Origin of the sequence: Veillonella absiana (genome assembly GCF_032970865.1) — a bacterium.
In the GTDB taxonomy this organism is placed as follows: Bacteria; Bacillota; Negativicutes; order Veillonellales; family Veillonellaceae; genus Veillonella; species Veillonella absiana.
In genome coordinates, this window is record NZ_JAWJZB010000008.1 from 19,933 (window position 1) to 41,021 (window position 21,089).

Here is a 21,089-nt window from a genome sequence, read left to right on the forward strand (position 1 = left end):
TTGGCACGGACACAGAAATGCTCAGGAACAACCGCATCAGGGTCCGTTATACGTGGTCATGTATGGCGAAATCTATTGGTAGTAATGATGGCTAGTACTTTGCTATTAGTAGCCGGTTGTGGGCAGCAGCAAAGTTCTAAAGATAGCAAGGTCATTCGCTATGTATTGGAACAAGAACCGTCTACATTAGATCCTGCCAAGTCGCAAACATTACCAGAGTCCACGGTGCAATTGCAACTCTTTGAAGGTTTAACTCGATTGGATGAGCAAGGTGAACCACAACCAGCAGCGGCTATGTCGTGGGAACTTTCACCAGATGGAACGGTGTATACATTCCACATGCGACCACATATGAAATGGTCCAATGGGGATGTGTTAACAGCGCAGGATTTTGAATATGCTTGGAAGCGCGCCTTGGACCCTAATGAGGATGCAGGCACGTCGTACATGTTATATCCAATCAAGAATGGGGAGGCCTATAATTCAGGCGAGGCTAAAGCTGATGACGTAGGAGTGAAGGCCGTTGATGATAGCACATTAGTGGTTACCCTAGAACAACCAACACCGTATTTCTTGAAATTATTGGCCTTCCACGCGTTCTATCCTGTGAACGAACAGGTAGCGAAAACACATCAATACTGGGCCTCCAAAGGGGAAACCATTGTCGGCAACGGACCCTATAAAGTAACGGAATGGCGCCATAATGGGTACATTAATTTCGCAAAGAATGAAAATTATTGGGATGCTAACTCTGTCGTGACAGATGTGATGAACTGGCCTATTAGTGAATCCCAAAGCACGCGCCTCACCCTCGTTGAAGGGGGCGAAGCGGACATGATGGTGGAACCACCTGTGCCGGACCAACATCGATTGGAAAAGGAAGGTCTATTACAAATTGGTCCTATGCTTGGTACCTATTATTATGTGTTTAACGTGACGGCGGAGCCATTTACGGATGCTCGCGTGCGCAAGGCCTTTGCTATGGTTATTGATCGCAAGGCCATCGTAGATAATGTGGTGCATGGCGGAAAAATTCCAGCCTTTGCCTTTGTACCACCAGGGATGTTGAATCCTGCTACAGGGAAGGATTTCCGCGCTGAAGGTGGTCCATTGGTGACTGAAAATCTAGAGGCAGCGAAGGCACTCCTGAAGGAAGCCGGTTATGATGAACATCATCCTTTGCCACAAGTATCGATTTTGTATAATACCAATGAAATGCATAAGGCCATTGCCGAAGCCGTACAGGCGACGTGGGCCAAGGCCTTTGGTGTCAATGTATCATTGCAAAACCAAGAATCCAAAGTATTCTTGGCGAGCCGTGAGGAAGGGAGATATCAGGTGGCCCGTGCGTCCTGGATTGCGGACTTTGGGGACCCACAAAATTTCCTAGAGGTATTCTCCGCATCAGATAATGATGCACAGTTCCACAATGATGCGTACAATGACTTGATTAATAAAGTTCGTTCCACACAGGATGGATCATTACGAAATCAATATATGCACGATGCGGAACAAATGATGTTTGACGAAGGCCTTGTGATGCCAATTTACTATACAACACAACCGTATGTATCGAATGGCAAGATTAAGGACTTCTATTGGACGGCGCTAGGTTTGATTGATTTCAAGAAAGCCTACCGCGTGGAATAAATACATGAGGATTAATTATGGAATGGGTATTACCCAAGAAGCTACAAAAAGGCATGACACTAGGATTTCTAGCGCCGGCTAGCAGTAGTTCAGAAGATATAAAGCACATAGAACATGTGGCTCATGACTGTGGATATAAGGCCGTATTTGCATCATCCTGTACGTCTAAGGGCCTCTATGGTGGTGAACCAGACGAGCAAGCCGCTGAATTTAATGAGTTCATGACAAATGATACTTGTGATGCGGTCATAGCTCTTCGTGGTGGTTATGGCACGATGCGCTATGTGGAACAACTCGATTATGAGGGCATCCGCAAGGCTCGAAAGCCATTTGTGGGATACAGTGATTGCACGGCATTACACATGGCCATTGGTCGTTACAGTCGTCTCGTTACCTATCATGGTCCTATGGGCGTAGATTGGAAAGAGGGTCGCGACGAGGATATTAAACATCTCTTTGAGTGTCTCGAAGGGAAATTGCAGGTTGTAGAACCATTACCAGAACCACCGAGAGGCGCCATTGGCGTTGAGCTCGGCGATGGTATTTTGCGAGGCGGTAATATGACACTGCTCTCCATGCTGATGGGCACACCTTATGGATTTGAACCCGATAGCTACGAGGGCACTATTTTATTTCTTGAGGATGTGGGGGAAGCGCCATATAAACTAGATCGCATGCTACAACAATTGCGGTTGAGTGGGATGCTGTCTCATATCAAAGGACTGGCCTTGGGGACTTTCACAGATTGTGAAGGAGATGATGACGAGGCCGATTATGATATTGGTTATGAGGCTCTTCGGTACATGGAGCAGGATCGACCTGACCATTTGCCAAAGCCCTTCGTGTGTTATGTGCCGACCGGTCATGGCACGCCACATCAGACGCTGCCATTAGGGGCGCACGTGCATTTTAGATATATTTCGAATACATTGGTGATTTCGCCATATTCCAAATGATGACATATTGCAAATGATGACATAATGCGATGGGGCAAATGTCCGCGCGTTTGTTACAGTCATCGTGATGTGATGAATTGTAATAGGGGGAAAAGACCATTTTTACATAGAACTGTGAGATATGATGACATTATTTGAACGAGAGCAACAGGCTTGTAAAATCATTGACTCCATGCGTCAGGAATTAATTGGCATTGCCAAATACCTTCATGAAAATCCTGAGTTGGGCCAAGAGGAGTACAAGGCGGTTGCGAAAATTAATGAATTTTTTGAAAGCAAACAATTCCAAACGGAAATTGGATTAACCGATTGTCCAGAATTAAAAACGGCCATGCGTGCTGATGCGGTGGGGATTCATTTGGTGAAAGATGACACTGCATTAGCGGATACAGCTGGTGCACAAAGTGAGGTTTCTACCGCAGAGGGTATTACTGTAACAGACGTAGCGGATATTACTGCAACAGGTACAGTAGATGGACAGATGGATGATGCCTCTGAAATCTATAAAATGGCTTTCTTAGGCGAGTATGATGCTCTTCCAGGACTCGGTCATGGCTGTGGTCACAATTTGATTGCCCTTATGAGCATGGGGGCAGCCGTAGCATTCGCTTGTGTGGCAGGTTCTAATTGGCAGACTACATTCTTTGGTTGTCCTGCAGAGGAAACCATTGGTGGCAAGGTGTACATGGCGGAAGAAGGTCTTTTTAAAGGCTATGAAGCAGCCCTCATCATTCATCCTGGTGGAGATAATGAAATCGGTGGCACGTCCTTGGCGACGCATCCACTTGAGGTAACGTATCATGGCCGCTCTGCGCATATTGCGTCTCTAACGGACTCCGGCATCAATGCATTGGACTGTGCCGTGGATTTATATCAGGCTGTGAAAGAATTAAAGAAAACATTCCCACCACATGCTATCGTAGGAACAATCTTTACAAAGGCTGGGGAGGCACCTAATGTGGTGCCAGATACAGCGACATTGCGCATGACTGTGCGCGGTGGTACCGTAGAGGATTTAGAGAACATTATTTTGCCAGCCATCAAGAAAGAGGCACAACGCATTGCGGATGAATATGAAGCAACAGTGGATATGCATCACTATGAACCTCTATTCAAAGATATGCGCCAAGATCCAAGACTATTACAAATCTTTGGACAAACTATGATGGAGTTTGGCAAGCGTCCACGTGTGTTACCTGATGATGAAGCCGATGGTAGTACGGATGTGGGCAATGTGTCCTATGAAATTCCAACGGCGCAACCAACATTGAGCATTGGTTCCGGTCTTGAGGCGCACACACCAGAGTTCGCCTGTGCAGCGGGTTCCGACTTTGGATTTGAACAGGCCATCAAGGGCGCTAAAATCATGGCCATTACAGCATTACGCTTTGCACATTATTGTGTAAATACTAATACAAAATAATGTAAACGATGTAAATCTGTTTGTGTGTTGCTGTTCCCGCGTGTATGCTATAAATGGCCTTGTCATTAGGTGAAGACTTTGTAAAATCTAGGGCTGATTTTCTAGGGCTGATTTTTGACATACATTTTTGACATACTACATTTTTGACATACACTGTGTAACAATGTAAAATAGATAGGTAAATAAGAACGTTCAAGAGCCGTCTTTCACAAGACGGCTTTTATTCCAGTGGAGACAAATAATGAGTGTATTAACAGTATCCCATGTGACACATGGATTTGGAGCTCGACAAATTTTAGATGATGCCTCCTTTAGATTGCTCAAAGGTGAGCACGTAGGTTTGATTGGCGCCAACGGCGAAGGCAAGTCTACATTCCTAAATATTATTACCGGCAAATTGCCACCTGATGAAGGTAAAATTGAATGGTCCTACCAAGTAACGGTGGGCTATTTGGATCAGCATTCTGTGCTTGAAAAAGGTATGACCATTCGTGATGCATTGCGTCAAGCCTTTGATGATCTATTTGAAATGGAACAAAACATCACGGATGCCTACGATGAAATGGGCGATTGTGACGAAGATAGAATGAACAAACTCCTCGAACAAGTAGGGGAATGGCAAGAAATCCTCGAGCAACGTGGTTTCTATGAAATTGATGCGGTCATCGAACGCGCTGCAGCAGGTTTAGGCCTTATGGATATCGGTCTTGACCGCGATGTGACAGAGCTCAGTGGTGGTCAACGTACAAAGGTATTGTTAACAAAACTATTGCTACAAAAACCGACCATTCTATTATTGGACGAACCGACAAACTATTTGGACGTGGAACATATTCATTGGTTGCAAAATTATTTGCAAAACTATGAAAATGCATTTATCTTGATTTCCCATGACATGGAATTCCTTAATTCCGTAGTCAATGTCATTTACCATATCGAGCAAGCGGTCCTTACTCGTTACACCGGAGATTATAAACAATTCCAAGCGGCTTACGAGGTTCAAAAGGCGCAGGCTGTGAAAGCTTACGAACGTCAGCAACAAGAAATTGAACGTATGGAGGATTTCATCCAACGTAATAAAGCGCGTGTAGCTACACGTGGTATGGCAAATTCTCGGGCTAAACGTTTGGAGAAAATGGAAGTCTTGGAAAAACCAAAGGAATATATCAAACCTTCCTTTGGCTTTAAAGAGGGGCGCACACCAAGTCGCTTTATTGTAGAGGCCTTTGGTTTGGAGCTAGGCTATGATGAAGCCTTAACGCGTCCAGTGGACTTTCAGATTGAACGCAATAAAAAAATCGCCATTCGTGGTGTTAATGGTTTAGGGAAAACCACATTGTTAAAAACAATCCTTGGTTTGATTAAACCTGTCAGCGGTGAACTCGTAAAAGGCGATTTCCTGCAGGTTGGTTATTTTGAACAAGAGGATAGTCCTCAAAATAATGTAACGGCCCTAGATTATATTTGGGAAGCCTACCCATCGATGACGAATGCTGAAGTGCGTGCTGCACTAGCGCGTTGTGGTCTCAACAATGATCACATTACGTCACAAATGCGTGTGCTTTCAGGGGGCGAAAATGCAAAGGTACGCCTCTGCAAATTGATGCAAAATAAATATAATGTTCTCGTGCTCGACGAACCGACGAATCACTTGGACATTTATGCAAAAGAAGAATTAGCAAGAGCCCTTAAGGAATTTAAAGGGACTATTATAGTCGTTAGCCATGAACCAGAATTCTATGAAAACTGGGTAACCGATGTATGGAACATCGAGGATTGGACAACGAAAATCGTATAAGAAGGGAGCGTATGGCAATCGTACAGATTGCCATTAGATACCATGAATCGGGATGCCAAAGAAGCAATAGCTGCATTTTTACAAGCCCTCCAAATCGATACAACGACGCCGGAACTGGCTAAAACGCCGGAACGCGTGGCGTCCATGTACGAAGAATTATTTCAGGGTGTACAACAACATACGAAAGACATTTGGGGCGAGGTATTCTCGACAGATTACACAGGTCTAGTGGCCGTTACGAATATTCCTTTTTACTCTATGTGCGAGCACCATTTATTGCCGTTTTTTGGCACCGTAGATATCGTCTACCAACCAAAGGAAGGTCGCGTGGTGGGGCTCAGTAAATTTGGCGATGTGGTCAATGTCTTGGCGCGTCGACCTCAATTACAAGAGCGATTAACGAGTCAAATCGCGGATGCTATCGAACAAGATTTGATGGCGGATGGCGTTTTCATTCGCATGAAAGCAACGCAATTGTGCATGTTGATAAAAGGTGAAATGCAACAAGGTACACAAGTGGTTACCATAGAGAGTCGAGGCATATTACAAGAAGGCGGCCCGCTTCGGGATGAAGCGATTGCCCTTATGGGAGGAATACAGACGGATGTTCAAACGCAGACATTATAAATGGAACGATGGTAAAGAGCTACAATTACATGACGGCACATTAATCATGGGAATTTTAAATGGCACACCAGATTCATTTTCTGATGGTGGTTTATACAACTCCGTGGACGCTGCCGTGCAACATGTGAAAGATATGATTGTAGATGGTGCGGACCTCATCGATTTAGGGGTAGAATCCACTTCTACATATCGACCAGGATTTACACCACTCACGGCAGAGGAGGAAATCGAACGATTGGAATCATTACTTGAACCAGTTCTCGGGGCATCTACTGTACCAGTATCCATCGATACATACCACGCTAAAACGGCAGACTACGCCTTTAGTAAAGGAGTCCATATATTAAATGATATATGGGGACTTCATTATGACCGCGATATGGCAGACGTCGCTGCGAAACATCGTGTGCCTGTGATTATCATGCATAATAGCAATGACACTGATTATGGCGATATCATTGAAGACATGAAAGCCTTCTTCTTTACCGCTGTAGACAAAGCTTTAAAAGCGGGCATTATGCCACAAAATATTTGGCTCGATCCAGGCATTGGTTTTGGCAAAACAGAGGCTCAAAATATTGAGGTTATGCAACGATTGGGTGAAATTACAGCTCATGAATTCCCTGTATTATTAGCGCCTAGCCGTAAACGTTTTATTGGTGCTATGCTTGGTAATGTACCACCAGAAGAACGCGACGAAGGAACGGTAGCTACTTGTATCACTGGCGTGTTCCAAGGTGTTGATATGGTGCGCGTACATAATGTGAAAATGCATAAACGTGCTCTAGCTGTGGCTGATGGATTATTACGAGGTGAATAATGGACCGTATCGTACTTAAAAATATGGGCTTTTATGGCTATCATGGTAATTTAGAATCCGAACAATCCCAAGGTCAACGTTTTTATGTGGACGTTGAGGTGAAAACGGATTTAACCAAGGCCGGCCAAACCGATAATTTAGAGGATTCCATTAATTATGTGGAAATCTATAATACCGTTAATGCCGTGATGACAGGGGAACCTCGTCACTTGTTAGAAAAACTTGGCGCTTTAATTGCCGATGAATTGTGGAATAACTATAAGGGTATCGTAGGGTTATCCGTTACTGTCCGAAAACCGTCCGTGCCTATCGCAGGCATGTTAGACTACGTTGAGGTTATTACCACACGAGGCCAATTCTAATGTACACCTATTACATTAGCGTAGGCTCTAATCTCGGTAAACGTGAGGGGTACATTCAAACAGCTCTTGATACATTGCAAACTGTGGACGGCGTCATGTCCGTTATATCATCAACACTGCTGGAAACAGAACCGTGGGGCAATACTGATCAAGGTGTGTTCCTCAATGGTGTGTTCCGTTGTGAAAGTACCATCGAACCAATAGATATGCTCCATCTGTTGCAAGGCTTAGAACAGGCGGCCAATCGGGATCGGAAGGTGCACTGGGGACCTAGGACGCTGGATTTGGATATCATATTGGTTTTTGATGAAAGTGGAGCATTACTTCAAGTTAATACGCCTGAATTAATCGTGCCACATCCATATTTCTGGGAACGAAATTTTGTGCTTGAGCCATTGGCGGAATTATGGCCGGAATTTTCTTATCAAGGGCAATCGATAAGGCAACGTGCTCAGGAGCTACAGGAGGCATAAGATTCGCTATGAGTAAAATAGGAAAAATCTTATGCTCCAGTATGTAACATTTTTACAACTTAAAGAGAAGTGGGACCATATGGGCCAATATACGAAAAAAGACCATTGAATGGCAGTTATTAGAACTGGCTTCAATGGTCTTATCAACCATGGCGTTGGGGCCTCGATGAGGAAATGCCAGAGGAAGTGACTGTATCCAATTACGATAAAGATTCCACCTATGCATTAAAATACGGTAAAATTTATCGCGCTACTGATTTTGTGAAAGACTATGAATCCTACCAAGCTGCTAAAAAGTAGTAGATGGTATTTGAAGGGAATATAGTATGTTGAACAAAAAATTATTACAACGGTTAACGGTAGCAGGTTTAATTGCGGTCACTACCATAGGATTCGCAGGTTGTGGGGACGAGAAAAAATCCATTACACCTGAACAAGCGGTAGCACAAGCAGAGCAACAACAATTAGCGGAACGTAAAGCGGTACAAAGTATTGTGATGGATGGAGCACAATTAAAAGCCATTATGGAGGAATTAACCAATCGTCCTGAATTAAAAGGTAAAGCACTTCGCGTATTTCAAAGTGCAGAGTTTGATATTACAAACAAACGAATTGATATTCCGCTCCTAAAACCAGATTCACAAATGGACGTTGTCAATTATACATATAATTTCGATACTAAAAAATGGGGAGATCCTACACCAGTTAAATTAGAAAAAAAGGCTACTCCTGAACTCGTGATGAGTTTTTGCATTGTGAAAGCCTCGCAATATAAGTTAACGCTTATGATTGCGAGGCTTTTATAGTTAACTTTTTAATCGAGCAATTGAGTGCATTGTTCCGCTAATGACTAACTATTGTTCCGATATTATGAAATGATTGTGGAAAATGGACCGATATAGTAATGGGGATTAGAATATTTATCGAGCATGTTAATCTGACTACAGAAAAAATAACTTGTATTGCGAACTGTACTGCAAACTGCGTTACAAAAGCGTACAATATTAGTAAGAAGAAGGTGTTTTCATGAAAGACTCAACAGTAAGCGCTCGTGTTGAATATGCTGTTAAAATAGAAGCTAAAGAAATATTACGTCAGTTGGGCATTCCTGTTTCTGTCGTCATTAATTCCCTCTACCGACAAATTATTTATAAGAACGGAATTCCTTTTGCATTAACGATTCCAACTAGACCTAAAGCACTAGATGAATATACAAAAGAGGAATTGGATGAAAAATTAATGCGTGGCTATAAAGAGGCACTTGCAGGACAAGGAGAACCTTTTGAAGCTGTATTTGATGAGCTTGAGCGAGGTCTGTAATTATGGACATCTATAAAATTGTTATTACGCCAACTGCTAAAAATGATCTTATAGAACTTAAGCGATATATTAACGAAGTGATTTTAGCACCTGAGACGGCCAAACAATATATTCGAGCAATAAGGGTGGCAATTCAAAAGTTGTCATATACAGCTGGAGCAATGCCTCTAATATATGAAGAGCTATGGAGAAGCAAAATTGTCTTTATTTACATTTGATTCGCTTTTTCCACATGTTCCTTAATCACAGAACAGGAATGTTGGAATGCTTCTAATTCTTCATCAGTTAAATGTAATTCAAAGATTTCTTCGATACCGTCCTTGCCAATAATAGCAGGTACAGATGCGAAGATACCGGTTACGCCATATTGACCATCAAGGTAGCAAGAGCAAGGTAATACTTTCTTTTCATCATGGAAGTAGGCACGGATTAATTCAGTGACAGCACTAGCAATGCCAAATTCGGTAGATCCTTTACCTTCCAATACTACATAACCGCCAATTTTAACATCGTCTAATACCTTAGCATGATCAAGCTCAGGGAATCGATGTGGCATTTCTTCTTGCAATTCTGTTAATTTTTTGCCGCCCACAGCCACATGAGACCATGGAATCATAGCGCTACCGCCATGTTCCCCCATGCAATAGGCCGATAGGGAACGACGGTTTACGTTTAAGCGAGTGGATAATTCCTTTTGGAAACGAGCGGAATCAAGGGCTGTACCAGAGGAAATGATTTTGTGAGCTGGATAATCAAGGTGTTCGCGTAGGTAGGTTACCACCACGTCCGCAGGATTGGAAATACTGATGATGAATCCATTGAAACCAGATGCTTTGATGCGAGGGATAACGTCCTTTAATACCTCAACGGTGTTACCGAGACTTTCAAGACGATCTTGATAAAAATCAGGTAATGGACCAGCACTGAATACGAGAACATCGCAGTCTCCACATTCCTCAATAGGGCCAGCTGTAGCCGTTACATGATGTGGTAGATAGCTGACTGCATCCATTACGTCAAGCGCTTGTGCTTGTGCTTTTTTTGTGTCGATATCCATCATGTATAATTGATTGACTTCGCCTTGTAATGCCAAAGAAAATGCTACGTGAGAGCCTACGTGCCCTGTACCGATAATGCCGACCTTGCGTAATGAAATAGACATAGAATTACCTCCGATTTCTCAACATATGAGGGCCTAATGTAGAAAATGAAATTAGGTCCAAAATTTACATAGAATTGAATAAATTTATTATAGCATATAAGCTGATTTATGGTATAATTTATAAACGTTCATAGGTATAGACAAACTACATGTGGACCTATGATTTTAGTGAAAGTTTAGCACTGGCATACTGGAGCGTGACATACATGCCTGAAAAACGTCGAGATCGACAGCAAAAAGTACAACAATTACAACGCCAACGAAGGTTGACTATCATAAAATGGGCTGTGTTTGGGTTGATGGCACTTTATTTAGTGGTACAAGGTTATAACCTTGCCGTACTATACCAAGAAAAGGCTCACGTTGAGCAACAATTACAAGAGTTGCAACAGCGTAATGAAGAATTGGAAAAGGAAAAGGCAAGTTTACAGGATCCATCGAATATTGAAAAGGTGGCACGTGATGAATTGGGGTTGGTAAAACCGGGAGAAGTTCCGTACGTGAAGTAAAAATAGACTAGGTTATAGTCTATGGGGTATCTGATAAAGGCCTATATTTTATAAATTACATAGGCATAATATAGGCATAATTTTTACGATGTTTGTCATTGACATGGCCATTCATGCCACATATAATGGCAAATATAGTTTATTATATGTTCTAATAATAAGCACCGTAACATGAGTTGTAGGAGGCTACATGGCAATCGAAGTTGGTAACATTCTTGACGGAACAGTAACCGGTATTACGAAATTTGGAGTGTTTGTTGATTTAGGGGAGAAACAAACAGGTCTAGTTCACATTTCAGAGGTGGCTCACGGCTACGTAGAGGATATTAATGATGTTCTTAAGGTACAGGACCCTGTGAAAGTGAAAATTTTATCTATTGAGGGTAATAAAATTGGTTTGTCTATTAAACAAACACAAGCAAAGCCTCAATCAGAACGTCCTCGTGAACGTTCTGCAAAGTCTTTCCCGAGTGATCGTCCTAAATTTAGCAATGATAGACCTAAATTTAATAGTGATAGACCCAAGTTTGAACAAGGTGACCGCCCACAAGAGCGTCGTGAATCTAATGGTAATCGTGAATACGCTGATCGCCCACGTCGCGCTAACAATAAACAAAGCTCTGCATCCTTTGAGGAAAAAATGAAAATGTTCCTTAAGGACAGTGATGAACGGTTACATGATTTGAAACGCAACACAGAGTCTAAACGTGGTGGCCGAGGCGGTCGTCGCGAATAATTTTAGTGATAATTGCTCTGTTTTGTTAGTTTGAGATGGCAATGTGACGAGCAGTACAATTGAATACATAAATGAGATGATGCAATGCATCATCTTTTTTATTATAATGAAAGAATGAAATAGGATTAATATGATAGGAGTAATCATGAAAGATATAGAGAACGGTACGAAACTAGCCATTATAGACATGGGCTCTAATTCCATTCGTTTGTTGTTAGGGACTTTCACAAATGGAGAGTGGCACAATGAACCAAAAACATTATGGACCACACGTTTAGGTAAACGAACTACAGAAGGCTTGTTAAGCGATGAATCCATCAGCGCATCATTGACAGCATTAGGAGAGATTAAATCTGTTATTGAGGCCTATGGAGCTACCGCAGTCCATGGTTTTGCCACAAGCGCTGTGCGCGAAGCGCCTAATGGACAAGAATTTATGGTGGAAGCAGCTAAGGTGTGCCCTATGGAATGGTCCATTTTGAGCGGTGATGAAGAAGCCATTTGGGGCTTTAAAGGGGCTCTCGTAGATCAATTACCATCAGGAAAACATTATGCCACTATCGACATTGGTGGGGGCAGTACAGAACTTGCCTTGGGTTCCAAGGACGGTGTGTATTGGAGTAAATCTTATCCAGTAGGTGCAGTGCGCTTTCAACATATATCTGAAGATGGACCACAACGCGTGTGGGAGGAAACTCAATTTATGTGGGACCCTATGCCCATAAAGGGGGAATTTGACGAGTTCGTTGCCATTGGTGGGACAGCTACCTCATTGGCGGCCATTGATTTAGGCCTTACAGAATATGATGGTACCAAGGTGCAACATCATAAAATGACACGGGAACGCGTGGAAGGGCTCGTAATGGATCTTCGCTATATGTCCCGTGAGGAACGTCTAGAGGTACCCGGATTGCCAGCAGGACGCGCAGATATCATCGTGGTGGGCGCTGAAATTTTGACATCCTTCATGGATGCCTATGAGGTACCACATGTATTCGTCAGTGACAAGGACGGTATGGAAGCATTGCAACAAGAATTACTATGACTGAATCTAAGGAATACATTCAAAGAAATATGAGCAAATCTAAGGAATACATTCAAAAACAATTTCATAGAACCGTATCAGAAACGCTGAAATCACACAATCTATTTCCTGATGGTTCTCGTATTTTGATTGGCTGCTCTGGCGGTGCTGATTCGCTTGCATTGGTGAAAGCCCTTCAAGGTGTGGCAAAACATCGTCATATGGATTGGGAGTTGGGTATCATCACTATCGACCATATGATTCGCCCTGAATCCGCTGATGAGCTAGAGGGGGTACGTCGATGGGCAAAGGAGTGGAAGGTTCCGTTTTTTAGTAGTGCCGTAGATATTCCCGCGCTAGCCAAAGAACGTCAAGAATCTTTAGAAACGGTGGGGAGAGATATTCGTTATATAGAATTTCAATCTGTTGCTGATGAAGAAGATTACGATTATATCGTTGTGGCCCATCATAAGGATGATCAGGTGGAAACTATATTGGCTCATCTCATTCGCGGTAGTGGCCTCAAGGGATTACTTGGTATGGATGTTATACACCAAGATTATGATCACGAAGTGCCCATCGTACGACCATTACTAGACGTTACAAAGGCGGAGATTAGGGAGTATCTAGGTACTTATGACATAGTGCCTTTCGAGGATCCTAGCAATGACGATATTACGTACACACGCAATAATATTCGTCACCAGGTGGTGCCTGCATTGCAGGCTATTAATCCGAATATTGTGGAAACGCTCTGCGGATTTAGCGGGCGTATGCGTGATATAGATGCATATTTAGAGGAACAAGCCAAGACTGTTGCAAAACGTGTTGTGACCTATAGTGATGAAGATTTAATCACGATAGCACAGTATAAAATGGCCATGAATATAGCAACTACGGATCGATTGCGACCAGGCGAACCTATTATTACCAATGATAAGGGCATCTTATTGGCCAGCATTAATCGTAGGGAACTGCGTAAGGAATCGATTGTCATGCAAACACAAGTATTGCAACAGGTGTGGTCAGCGGTGGAAGCTTTCACTAATGTAGATGTCACATTGAGTGCGACGCACATTAAACAATTATTGGATATTGTGAAGACAGGAGAACCGAAAACTTTCACCATAAAAGGGATTCATATGGTGGCTCAATGTGATACAATATGTGTATATGAAAATATGGAAAACATTCGATAAATGAATTTTGTGGAGGTTATGATGCATAACGACGTAAAAGAGATTTTATTATCTGAAGAACAAATTGCAACGCGTGTTCAAGAGTTAGGGGCGGCGATTGCTGTTGATTATAAAGACCAAGAAGTTGTTCTGGTTGGTGTTTTGAAAGGTGCTGTTGTATTTTATGCAGATATTGCTCGTGCTATCGGCGAAGACATGGACGTTAAACTAGATTTCATGTCTTGCTCTAGTTATGGTGATGGCACAACAAGTACTGGTGTAGTTCGTATTTTGAAAGACTTAGATCGTTCCGTGGAAGGTAAACATGTGCTCGTTGTAGAGGATATCGTGGATACAGGTACAACATTGCATTATTTATTAGATAATTTGAAAGCTCGTGGAGCAAAATCCGTTCGCTTGGTGGCATTGCTGAACAAACCAGAACGACGTAAAATGCCGGTACATGTAGATTACGTTGGTTTTGAAGTGCCAGATTATTTCGTGGTTGGATATGGTCTTGATTATGCAGAGAAATATCGTCAATTGAAATACATCGGTATTTTGAAAGAAGAAGTATACCAAGCATAAGAATAGTAAAGACCTATGAAAATGTGAATGCTAGTATGATATAGTGGCATTTCCTTGTACTATGATAGGATTTTATGAAATAGATAGGCATAAATTGAATATTTATGATATAATAGATAAGTCCATTCACATTTGGATGCACTTATCGAATTTTGAGGAATAGAATAGTTTAAATGAAAGGGGTAATACATTGGGTCGATTTGCTAAAAATATACTCCTGTATTTACTGATCATAGCAGCCTTTGTCATTGCCATTGACGCGTTCTCTACGCAAGGCACTGCCAAGTCTGAAATGAGTTACACTGGATTTATTCAGCAGGTACAACAAAAGAAAGTTGAAAAAGTAACAATTACGAACGATCACGCTATCGTTGGTACATTGAAAAACGGAACGGCATTCAGTTCCTATGCGCCAAAGGATGATTCCTTAATTAAAATATTACAAGATAATGGCGTTGAAATCACAGCGGCTCCTCCAGAATCTCCATCTTGGTGGATGACGCTTCTTACTTCCTTATTACCAATCGTAATTTTGGTAGTATTCTGGTTCTTCATCATGCAACAAACCCAAGGTGGTGGCGGTCGTGTCATGAACTTTGGTAAAAGCAAAGCAAAATTGCTCGGTGAAGACAACATTAAGGTTACATTCAATGATGTAGCTGGTGCAGAAGAAGCAAAACAAGAATTAGCAGAGGTGGTAGACTTCTTGAAGGATCCATCTAAATTCACAGCTATCGGTGCTAAAATTCCAAAAGGTGTTCTACTATCTGGACCTCCAGGTACTGGTAAAACTTTATTGGCGAAGGCCGTTGCTGGTGAAGCAGCTGTTCCATTCTTCACAATTTCCGGTTCTGACTTCGTAGAAATGTTCGTTGGTGTCGGTGCTTCTCGTGTGCGTGACCTCTTTGGTCAAGCGAAAAAGAATGCGCCTTGTATCATCTTCATCGACGAAATCGATGCGGTAGGTCGTCAACGTGGTGCTGGTCTTGGTGGCGGTCATGATGAACGTGAACAAACATTGAACCAATTGCTCGTTGAAATGGATGGCTTCGATGCTAACGAAGGTATCATCACTATTGCCGCAACAAACCGTCCTGACATCTTGGACCCAGCGTTATTGCGTCCAGGTCGTTTTGACCGTCAGGTTATCGTTGGCCGTCCTGACCTTCGTGGTCGTGAGGCTATTTTGAAAGTTCACGCTCGCAACAAACCATTGGCGGATGACGTAGACTTGAAAACCATCGCTAAAAAGACTCCAGGCTTCACTGGTGCTGACTTGAACAACTTATTGAACGAAGCTGCCTTGCTCGCTGCCCGTAATAACAAAAAAATTATTACTATGGCAGAAGTAGAAGAAGCTAGTGAAAAAGTTAGCATGGGCCCAGAACGTCGTAGTCATATTGTTAGCGATAAAGAACGTCGTTTGACAGCTTACCATGAATCTGGTCATGCTATCGTAGCGCATTTGCTTCCTGATGCAGATCCAGTTCACAAAGTAACAATTATCCCTCGTGGTGGCGCTGGTGGTTACACTATGATGCTTCCAACAGAGGAGCAAAATTACGCAACAAAATCTCAATTGTTAGCACGTATTCGTGTAGCCTTGGGTGGCCGTTGTGCAGAAGCGTTGATTTTGAAAGAAATCAGTAACGGTGCGTCTGGTGATTTACAAACGGTAACCAATATTGCTCGTACCATGATTACACAATGGGGTATGAGTGATACGCTTGGTCCTATCGTGCTTGGGGAACATCAAGAACAAGTATTCTTGGGTCGTAGCCTCGGTCATGAACGTAACTACAGTGAAACTGTAGCAGCTAAGATTGATGAAGAAGTACATAATTTAGTAGCCTCTGCGTATAACGATGTTATGAACATGCTTGCTGAAAATGAACAATTCTTGCACAATATGGCAAATGCCTTGTTAGAAGAAGAAACTATCGATCATGTAGCAGTGGAAAACTTGTACAAATATGGTACAAGTAAAGATCCAAATGCAACAGATGATAATAAATCTGCTTTAGAGGCAGCTGGAATCATTGTTCCAGAATCTATTGAAACTCCAGTAGCAGAAGCAACTGTAGTGGATGAAGAAGAAACTAAATAACTAATATACCCGCTATATACCTACTAGGCTCCGAACGCTAAGGCGTTAAGTCGCTACGTAGGCATATAGCGGGTATTTTTTACTTACATTGAGATAAAACGGTTGTGTAGAGATTATTTAGTTTCTTCTTTTTTCCGCAGAGTTTTATCTGAATAGGCGTTTCAAAAGGATTCGGTCAATGTCTCTGTAGCTGCCTATAAAGTAGATTCATTAGAGGGGAGACAAATGGGGATGCACCAGTCGCATCTAGGGTAGAGGCTGTCTAAATGGCGGTGAAGAATGGGGGATAATTTAGGTACAGGAATTTATTGCTATTCTGCTTTCACAATGAGGAAATTGCTATAGACAAATGTGTGTATAGAATGTACTATTGGGTGTATATATTATGAAGGAGTGAGGATATGAGTCAAATTTCATTGGATAATGTAACATTTCGCGTGGCGTCAGTAGATGATGCACAGGCGTTATTAGATATATATGCATATTATGTAAATGAGACGGCCATAACGTTTGAGTATAATGTACCAAGGGTTGAGGAGTTTCAGGGACGAATTCGTCATACATTACAGCGGTTCCCGTACATTGTGGCAGAGCTTAATGGTAAGATTGTGGGCTATGCTTATACGGAGTATTTTAAGCCTCGTAGTGCTTATGATTGGGCAGTGGAGACGACGATTTATTTGCAACATGATTTACAAAAGATGGGGCTCGGTAAAAAATTATATAGTTTAATTGAGGAGATTAGTCGAGCACAACATATTATTAATTTAAACGCTTGTATTGGGTATCCCATTGAAGAGGATGCGTATTTAACAAAAAATAGCGTGCAATTTCATGAGTATTTAGGTTATCGTTTGGTGGGCGAGTTTGTGAAATGTGGTTATAAATTTAATACGTGGTATAACATGATTTGGATGGAAAAATTTATCAATGACCATCCAGATCATCCTGAAACAGTTATTCCGTTCCTAGAACTACCTGATGACGTATTTTGCGAGTTAGGTATTGCACGATGAGCGAAAACATTCTAAGTAAACAAAATATATCGCCACAGTTTTCTAAATGGTGGATTTTGCTCATTGCCATGGCCGGGGCGGCGTGGGCCTTTGCGGTGTATGGCATTGCTACCATTGCTGGGGCCTTGTTGTCAGGCCTATTGAGTAATTATTGTGATAAGGCAAATTGTTAGGATTTTACTATGGATTCCGTGGAATATGGGTATTGCTATATCTATTCGTGATGCCTAAAACATTTGTAACTGCCGTCCTATTTAGTTTTGGCCTTGGTATGACAGGCGATGCTACTGTGTCACCTACGTCGGGTTTGATGCAGCAAATATTCCGTTGGAAATGGATTGCCACATTATTAGGTTTCTTATTCCTGTACCATCAAATTGGTGCCTTCTTGAGTGCTTGGATTGGTGGTATCTTTGTTGATGCCACGGGTACTTATACGGTGGTGTGGTGTCTAGATGTGGTCGTCTGCTTGTTTGCCAGTGCGGTTAGTTTTATGATTCGTGATGAAAGCTTGAAAACAGCATAGTTTGTGATATAGAGCCTTGAAATCTTATATGGTCTTGAGTTCTTCGGAGTGGTAAAATATAACCGCCCTGTAGTATAGCAGTAGTTGCTAGCCTACAGGGCGGTTTGTTTATCATATGCAGTTGAACGAATTCTAATGTAATTAATCAATTATATCAGGATTAATTAGCTTATCAATAATATGACCAGCAGTATCTTTATTTTTAGAAGCATTAATGATTTCATATTTTTTCTTTTCCTCAAATTCGTGACGGCTACGGAGTAATTCCTCTAATCGAGCCTGTTTTCGTGTATCTAAATAGCGTTGGGCCAATACATTTGGAATGGCTACACCAACGGCAATGGCGATAATGGTAAGCACCCCAGTTACACCGTTTTGTATAGTGTGCAATAGCCCTGCTTCATTTAGATTGCCAATATGCAATATATCAAACAAGAAGCGATATAGTAGTACACCAGGCATAAGGGCAATAGCAGATGGCACGATGAGAACCGGTCCGGAGGTGCGTAACAACGGTGATAATCGCATAAAGATAATACTCATTACCGTAGCACCTACAAAGGTGGCGCCAGGAATGGCAAAGGCGAAATCAACGAGGAGCATGTTGCGGACACTGACACAGATGACACCACCTATACCGATATAAACAAGTACACGATAGGGTACATTGAATAACACTGCAAATGATGCGGCGGCCATAAATGATCCTATGATTTGCTCTATAGTAATAAGGTGTGGTTTGATATCTACATAGGCAAAACTTGGAACGGGACTGAAATGCAAGGCCATAGCCATACCTAGGGTCATAGCACTAACAATGAGAATTGTCCGAATACCGCGTGTAACACCAGAGAGAATATGGTTATTGATAGTATCAATAACGGAATTGATGAGAGGAACCCCAGGAATCATAAATAGAGTACAACATACGAGGGTATAAAGTAATGCTGTTTGATCGATAAAACTATAGCTGAGATAGGCTGACCCCATGGCGGTGAACGCACCACAAGCAATACTGACATAACTATCAAAGCCAATTTTCATACAGAAGGCTCGCGTGAAATAACCGAGGAGCGAACAAATAAAAGTCATAACAGCTGCGATAATTTCTCCACCAAATAAAATGGCGAGGCCACTGCAGCCGAGGGCACTGAATACACCTTTCACCCAATTAGGGTAAGAGCTAACCGAGTCAGGTAATTTATTTAATAATCTCTCGTAAGTGGTGAGGGAATAGTGGCGTTCTAGAGCACGCCAGGTTAGTTTTGATACGGCGCCGACCATGGCCATGTTGGGTTCATGTTTTGGAGTTTTACGGAATACCGTTAATGTCGCGTCATGATGCCGGAGGTTAATCATTAATGTTGTGTAACTGATGTGAATGTTTAAATATTCTTGGGGAATGCCTAGAAATGTAGCCGATTTTAACATTTCATCGGTAATTCGCTTAGTATCAGCGCCACATTCCATTAGTAACTGGCCAACGGTGAGTAAAATATCTAATTTTCTATGAATGTAGGTAAATGGCGTTTCTAGAACGGCATTTTTTTCTTCTAATGTGAATTGTTTCATGTATTTTACATCCTTAGGTGATACTGTTCAACGTATAAGAACTAATGAAAAGGGACGAGTCCGATCAGATGGATTCTATGTGAGTTGAACAGAAGTATGCTTTCATGTAATGGCTCAAAGTATTGTTTCAAGATATATTTTATTATACATGAAATGACCATGCATGATAACTGATACTTGCATTTTATAATCTATAACAGTACAATCGTATTGTAAACCATGGTTGACAAATAAGGAGGTCAATTCTATGCGTGATGAAGTACTAGAGTTTTTGAGAGAAAATCAAGGTGGTTTTGTATCAGGCCAAGATATGTCTGAAGCGTGTCATGTATCTCGTACAGCTATTTGGAAACACATAAAAGCATTGCGTTCTAAAGGTTATAAAATTGAGTCCTACACGAAAAAGGGGTATCGTTTGCTAGAGGAGCCAGATTTGTTGAGCCCCTTGGCTATGAAAAAGGTTTTAGATACGGATGTATTTGGTAAACGATATGTATATATGGATATTACAGAGTCTACCAATTTAGAGGCTCGTAAATTAGCACAGCAAGGTGCCGAAGAGGGCACTGTGGTGGTTACAGAGGAGCAATCCGCAGGCCGAGGTCGTCTATCGCGGGGTTGGTATTCTCCATTTGGAAAAGGCATTTGGTTCAGCATTATTTTGCGCCCTGAATTCTTGCCATCTGAAGCAGCTAAATGTACGTTGATGGCTGCCGTAGCATTGACTAAGGCCTTTCATAAAATGGGACTTTCTGCAGCAGGTATCAAATGGCCAAATGATATTCTTGTAAATGGGCGTAAATTAGTGGGCATTTTAACAGAAATGTCTGGTTCTATGGAAGAAATTAATTACATCGTCATGGGGATTGGTATAAATGTAAAAACGACACAAGAGGAATTACCTGAGGAGTTGAAGCACATAGGTACATCTTTGGCGATGGAAGGCATTGATATTGAACGTACAGAAGCTTTCAAAATTATACTTGGAGAGCTGGAACAACAATATTATGAAGTACTATCTAATGGATTTGAAGGTACATTAGAGGAATGGAAGCAGCTCAGTGTGACCTTGGGACAAGATATTGAGGTTCGTGCACCGGATCATACCTATGAAGGTGTAGCTATGGATCTTGATACCGATGGTAATTTGCTAGTTAAGGTGGCAGATGGTACAATAAAACGTATTGTGGCTGGGGACGTATCCATTCGTCCTAAGAAATAATTTATAATACCTGGAGGACT

Annotated in this window: 24 protein-coding genes; 22 read left to right on the forward strand and 2 right to left on the reverse strand. The window is 42.0% G+C overall.

All coding sequences use genetic code 11. From position 1 onward, the window contains the following. Positions 1-87: 87 nt before the first annotated feature. From RVY80_RS07310 to RVY80_RS07365, 12 genes are all read left to right on the forward strand, one after another. Entirely contained in the window at positions 88-1,650 is a 1,563-nt protein-coding gene (locus tag RVY80_RS07310; protein WP_411040759.1) for a peptide ABC transporter substrate-binding protein, read from the forward strand. Positions 1,651-1,667: 17 nt separating this feature from the next. Next, positions 1,668-2,606, forward strand: a complete 939-nt coding sequence (locus RVY80_RS07315; protein ID WP_317330098.1) for a S66 peptidase family protein — start codon at positions 1,668-1,670, stop codon at positions 2,604-2,606. A gap of 124 nt (positions 2,607-2,730) precedes the next feature. Next, positions 2,731-4,029, forward strand: coding sequence for an amidohydrolase (locus tag RVY80_RS07320; RefSeq protein ID WP_411040760.1), 1,299 nt, complete (start codon positions 2,731-2,733; stop codon positions 4,027-4,029). 241 nt (positions 4,030-4,270) lie between these two features. Beyond that, positions 4,271-5,827 carry an ABC-F family ATP-binding cassette domain-containing protein gene (locus RVY80_RS07325; protein ID WP_317330100.1) on the forward strand — a complete coding sequence of 519 codons (1,557 nt, stop codon included), beginning with the start codon at positions 4,271-4,273 and terminating at the stop codon, positions 5,825-5,827. 27 nt (positions 5,828-5,854) lie between these two features. Beyond that, complete coding sequence (gene folE / locus RVY80_RS07330; RefSeq protein WP_317330101.1) at positions 5,855-6,454, forward strand: GTP cyclohydrolase I; 600 nt, start codon at positions 5,855-5,857, stop codon at positions 6,452-6,454. Continuing rightward, on the forward strand, positions 6,432-7,274 hold the full coding sequence (gene folP / locus RVY80_RS07335) for a dihydropteroate synthase (protein ID WP_317330102.1): 843 nt from the start codon (positions 6,432-6,434) through the stop codon (positions 7,272-7,274). Before folE ends, folP begins: the two co-directional genes overlap by 23 nt. Further along, complete coding sequence (folB, locus tag RVY80_RS07340) at positions 7,274-7,636, forward strand: dihydroneopterin aldolase (RefSeq protein ID WP_295190485.1); 363 nt, start codon at positions 7,274-7,276, stop codon at positions 7,634-7,636. The genes folP and folB overlap by 1 nt, the downstream gene beginning before the upstream one ends. Continuing rightward, a complete protein-coding gene (gene folK / locus RVY80_RS07345) occupies positions 7,636-8,109 on the forward strand; it encodes a 2-amino-4-hydroxy-6-hydroxymethyldihydropteridine diphosphokinase (RefSeq protein ID WP_295190488.1) in 474 nt (157 codons plus the stop codon). Before folB ends, folK begins: the two co-directional genes overlap by 1 nt. Positions 8,110-8,283: 174 nt before the next feature. Next, positions 8,284-8,409: a hypothetical protein gene (locus RVY80_RS07350; RefSeq protein WP_295190491.1), complete on the forward strand. Its 126-nt coding sequence runs from the start codon at positions 8,284-8,286 to the stop codon at positions 8,407-8,409. A gap of 26 nt (positions 8,410-8,435) precedes the next feature. Beyond that, positions 8,436-8,915 (forward strand): hypothetical protein, encoded by a 480-nt coding sequence (locus RVY80_RS07355; RefSeq protein ID WP_317330103.1) that lies wholly within the window; start codon positions 8,436-8,438, stop codon positions 8,913-8,915. 220 nt (positions 8,916-9,135) lie between these two features. Beyond that, a complete protein-coding gene (locus RVY80_RS07360) occupies positions 9,136-9,429 on the forward strand; it encodes a type II toxin-antitoxin system RelB/DinJ family antitoxin (protein WP_317330104.1) in 294 nt (97 codons plus the stop codon). A 2-nt stretch (positions 9,430-9,431) separates the two neighbouring features. Beyond that, complete coding sequence (locus RVY80_RS07365; RefSeq protein WP_317330106.1) at positions 9,432-9,647, forward strand: hypothetical protein; 216 nt, start codon at positions 9,432-9,434, stop codon at positions 9,645-9,647. On the opposite strand, the gene RVY80_RS07370 is transcribed toward RVY80_RS07365, so the two are convergent. Then, positions 9,638-10,585 carry an L-lactate dehydrogenase gene (locus RVY80_RS07370; protein WP_295190550.1) on the reverse strand — a complete coding sequence of 316 codons (948 nt, stop codon included), beginning with the start codon at positions 10,583-10,585 and terminating at the stop codon, positions 9,638-9,640. The genes RVY80_RS07365 and RVY80_RS07370 overlap by 10 nt on opposite strands. Before the next feature lie 212 nt (positions 10,586-10,797). Between RVY80_RS07370 and RVY80_RS07375 the strand changes: the two genes are divergently transcribed. From RVY80_RS07375 to RVY80_RS07415, 9 genes are all read left to right on the forward strand, one after another. Further along, entirely contained in the window at positions 10,798-11,100 is a 303-nt protein-coding gene (locus RVY80_RS07375; RefSeq protein WP_310746062.1) for an FtsB family cell division protein, read from the forward strand. 190 nt (positions 11,101-11,290) lie between these two features. Continuing rightward, positions 11,291-11,836, forward strand: coding sequence for a S1 RNA-binding domain-containing protein (locus RVY80_RS07380; protein ID WP_295190503.1), 546 nt, complete (start codon positions 11,291-11,293; stop codon positions 11,834-11,836). A 145-nt stretch (positions 11,837-11,981) separates the two neighbouring features. Beyond that, positions 11,982-12,881, forward strand: a complete 900-nt coding sequence (locus RVY80_RS07385) for a Ppx/GppA phosphatase family protein (protein ID WP_317330107.1) — start codon at positions 11,982-11,984, stop codon at positions 12,879-12,881. Beyond that, positions 12,878-14,059 (forward strand): tRNA lysidine(34) synthetase TilS, encoded by a 1,182-nt coding sequence (tilS, locus tag RVY80_RS07390; RefSeq protein WP_317330108.1) that lies wholly within the window; start codon positions 12,878-12,880, stop codon positions 14,057-14,059. Before RVY80_RS07385 ends, tilS begins: the two co-directional genes overlap by 4 nt. Positions 14,060-14,080: 21 nt before the next feature. After that, positions 14,081-14,626 carry a hypoxanthine phosphoribosyltransferase gene (gene hpt, locus RVY80_RS07395; protein ID WP_295190512.1) on the forward strand — a complete coding sequence of 182 codons (546 nt, stop codon included), beginning with the start codon at positions 14,081-14,083 and terminating at the stop codon, positions 14,624-14,626. Positions 14,627-14,816: 190 nt separating this feature from the next. Continuing rightward, positions 14,817-16,733, forward strand: a complete 1,917-nt coding sequence (ftsH, locus tag RVY80_RS07400) for an ATP-dependent zinc metalloprotease FtsH (RefSeq protein ID WP_317330109.1) — start codon at positions 14,817-14,819, stop codon at positions 16,731-16,733. A gap of 401 nt (positions 16,734-17,134) precedes the next feature. After that, positions 17,135-17,749, forward strand: a complete 615-nt coding sequence (locus tag RVY80_RS07405; protein ID WP_317330110.1) for a GNAT family N-acetyltransferase — start codon at positions 17,135-17,137, stop codon at positions 17,747-17,749. Further along, positions 17,746-17,922: a hypothetical protein gene (locus tag RVY80_RS07410; RefSeq protein WP_317330111.1), complete on the forward strand. Its 177-nt coding sequence runs from the start codon at positions 17,746-17,748 to the stop codon at positions 17,920-17,922. The genes RVY80_RS07405 and RVY80_RS07410 overlap by 4 nt, the downstream gene beginning before the upstream one ends. Positions 17,923-17,972: 50 nt before the next feature. Further along, positions 17,973-18,275 (forward strand): MFS transporter, encoded by a 303-nt coding sequence (locus RVY80_RS07415; RefSeq protein ID WP_317330112.1) that lies wholly within the window; start codon positions 17,973-17,975, stop codon positions 18,273-18,275. 141 nt (positions 18,276-18,416) lie between these two features. Here the strand turns inward: RVY80_RS07415 and RVY80_RS07420 are convergent, their stop codons facing one another. Beyond that, positions 18,417-19,847: a threonine/serine exporter family protein gene (locus RVY80_RS07420; RefSeq protein ID WP_310746061.1), complete on the reverse strand. Its 1,431-nt coding sequence runs from the start codon at positions 19,845-19,847 to the stop codon at positions 18,417-18,419. 247 nt (positions 19,848-20,094) lie between these two features. Here RVY80_RS07420 and RVY80_RS07425 point away from each other — a divergent pair, with 247 nt between their 5' ends. Next, complete coding sequence (locus RVY80_RS07425; RefSeq protein WP_295190121.1) at positions 20,095-21,069, forward strand: biotin--[acetyl-CoA-carboxylase] ligase; 975 nt, start codon at positions 20,095-20,097, stop codon at positions 21,067-21,069. Positions 21,070-21,089: the final 20 nt, after the last annotated feature.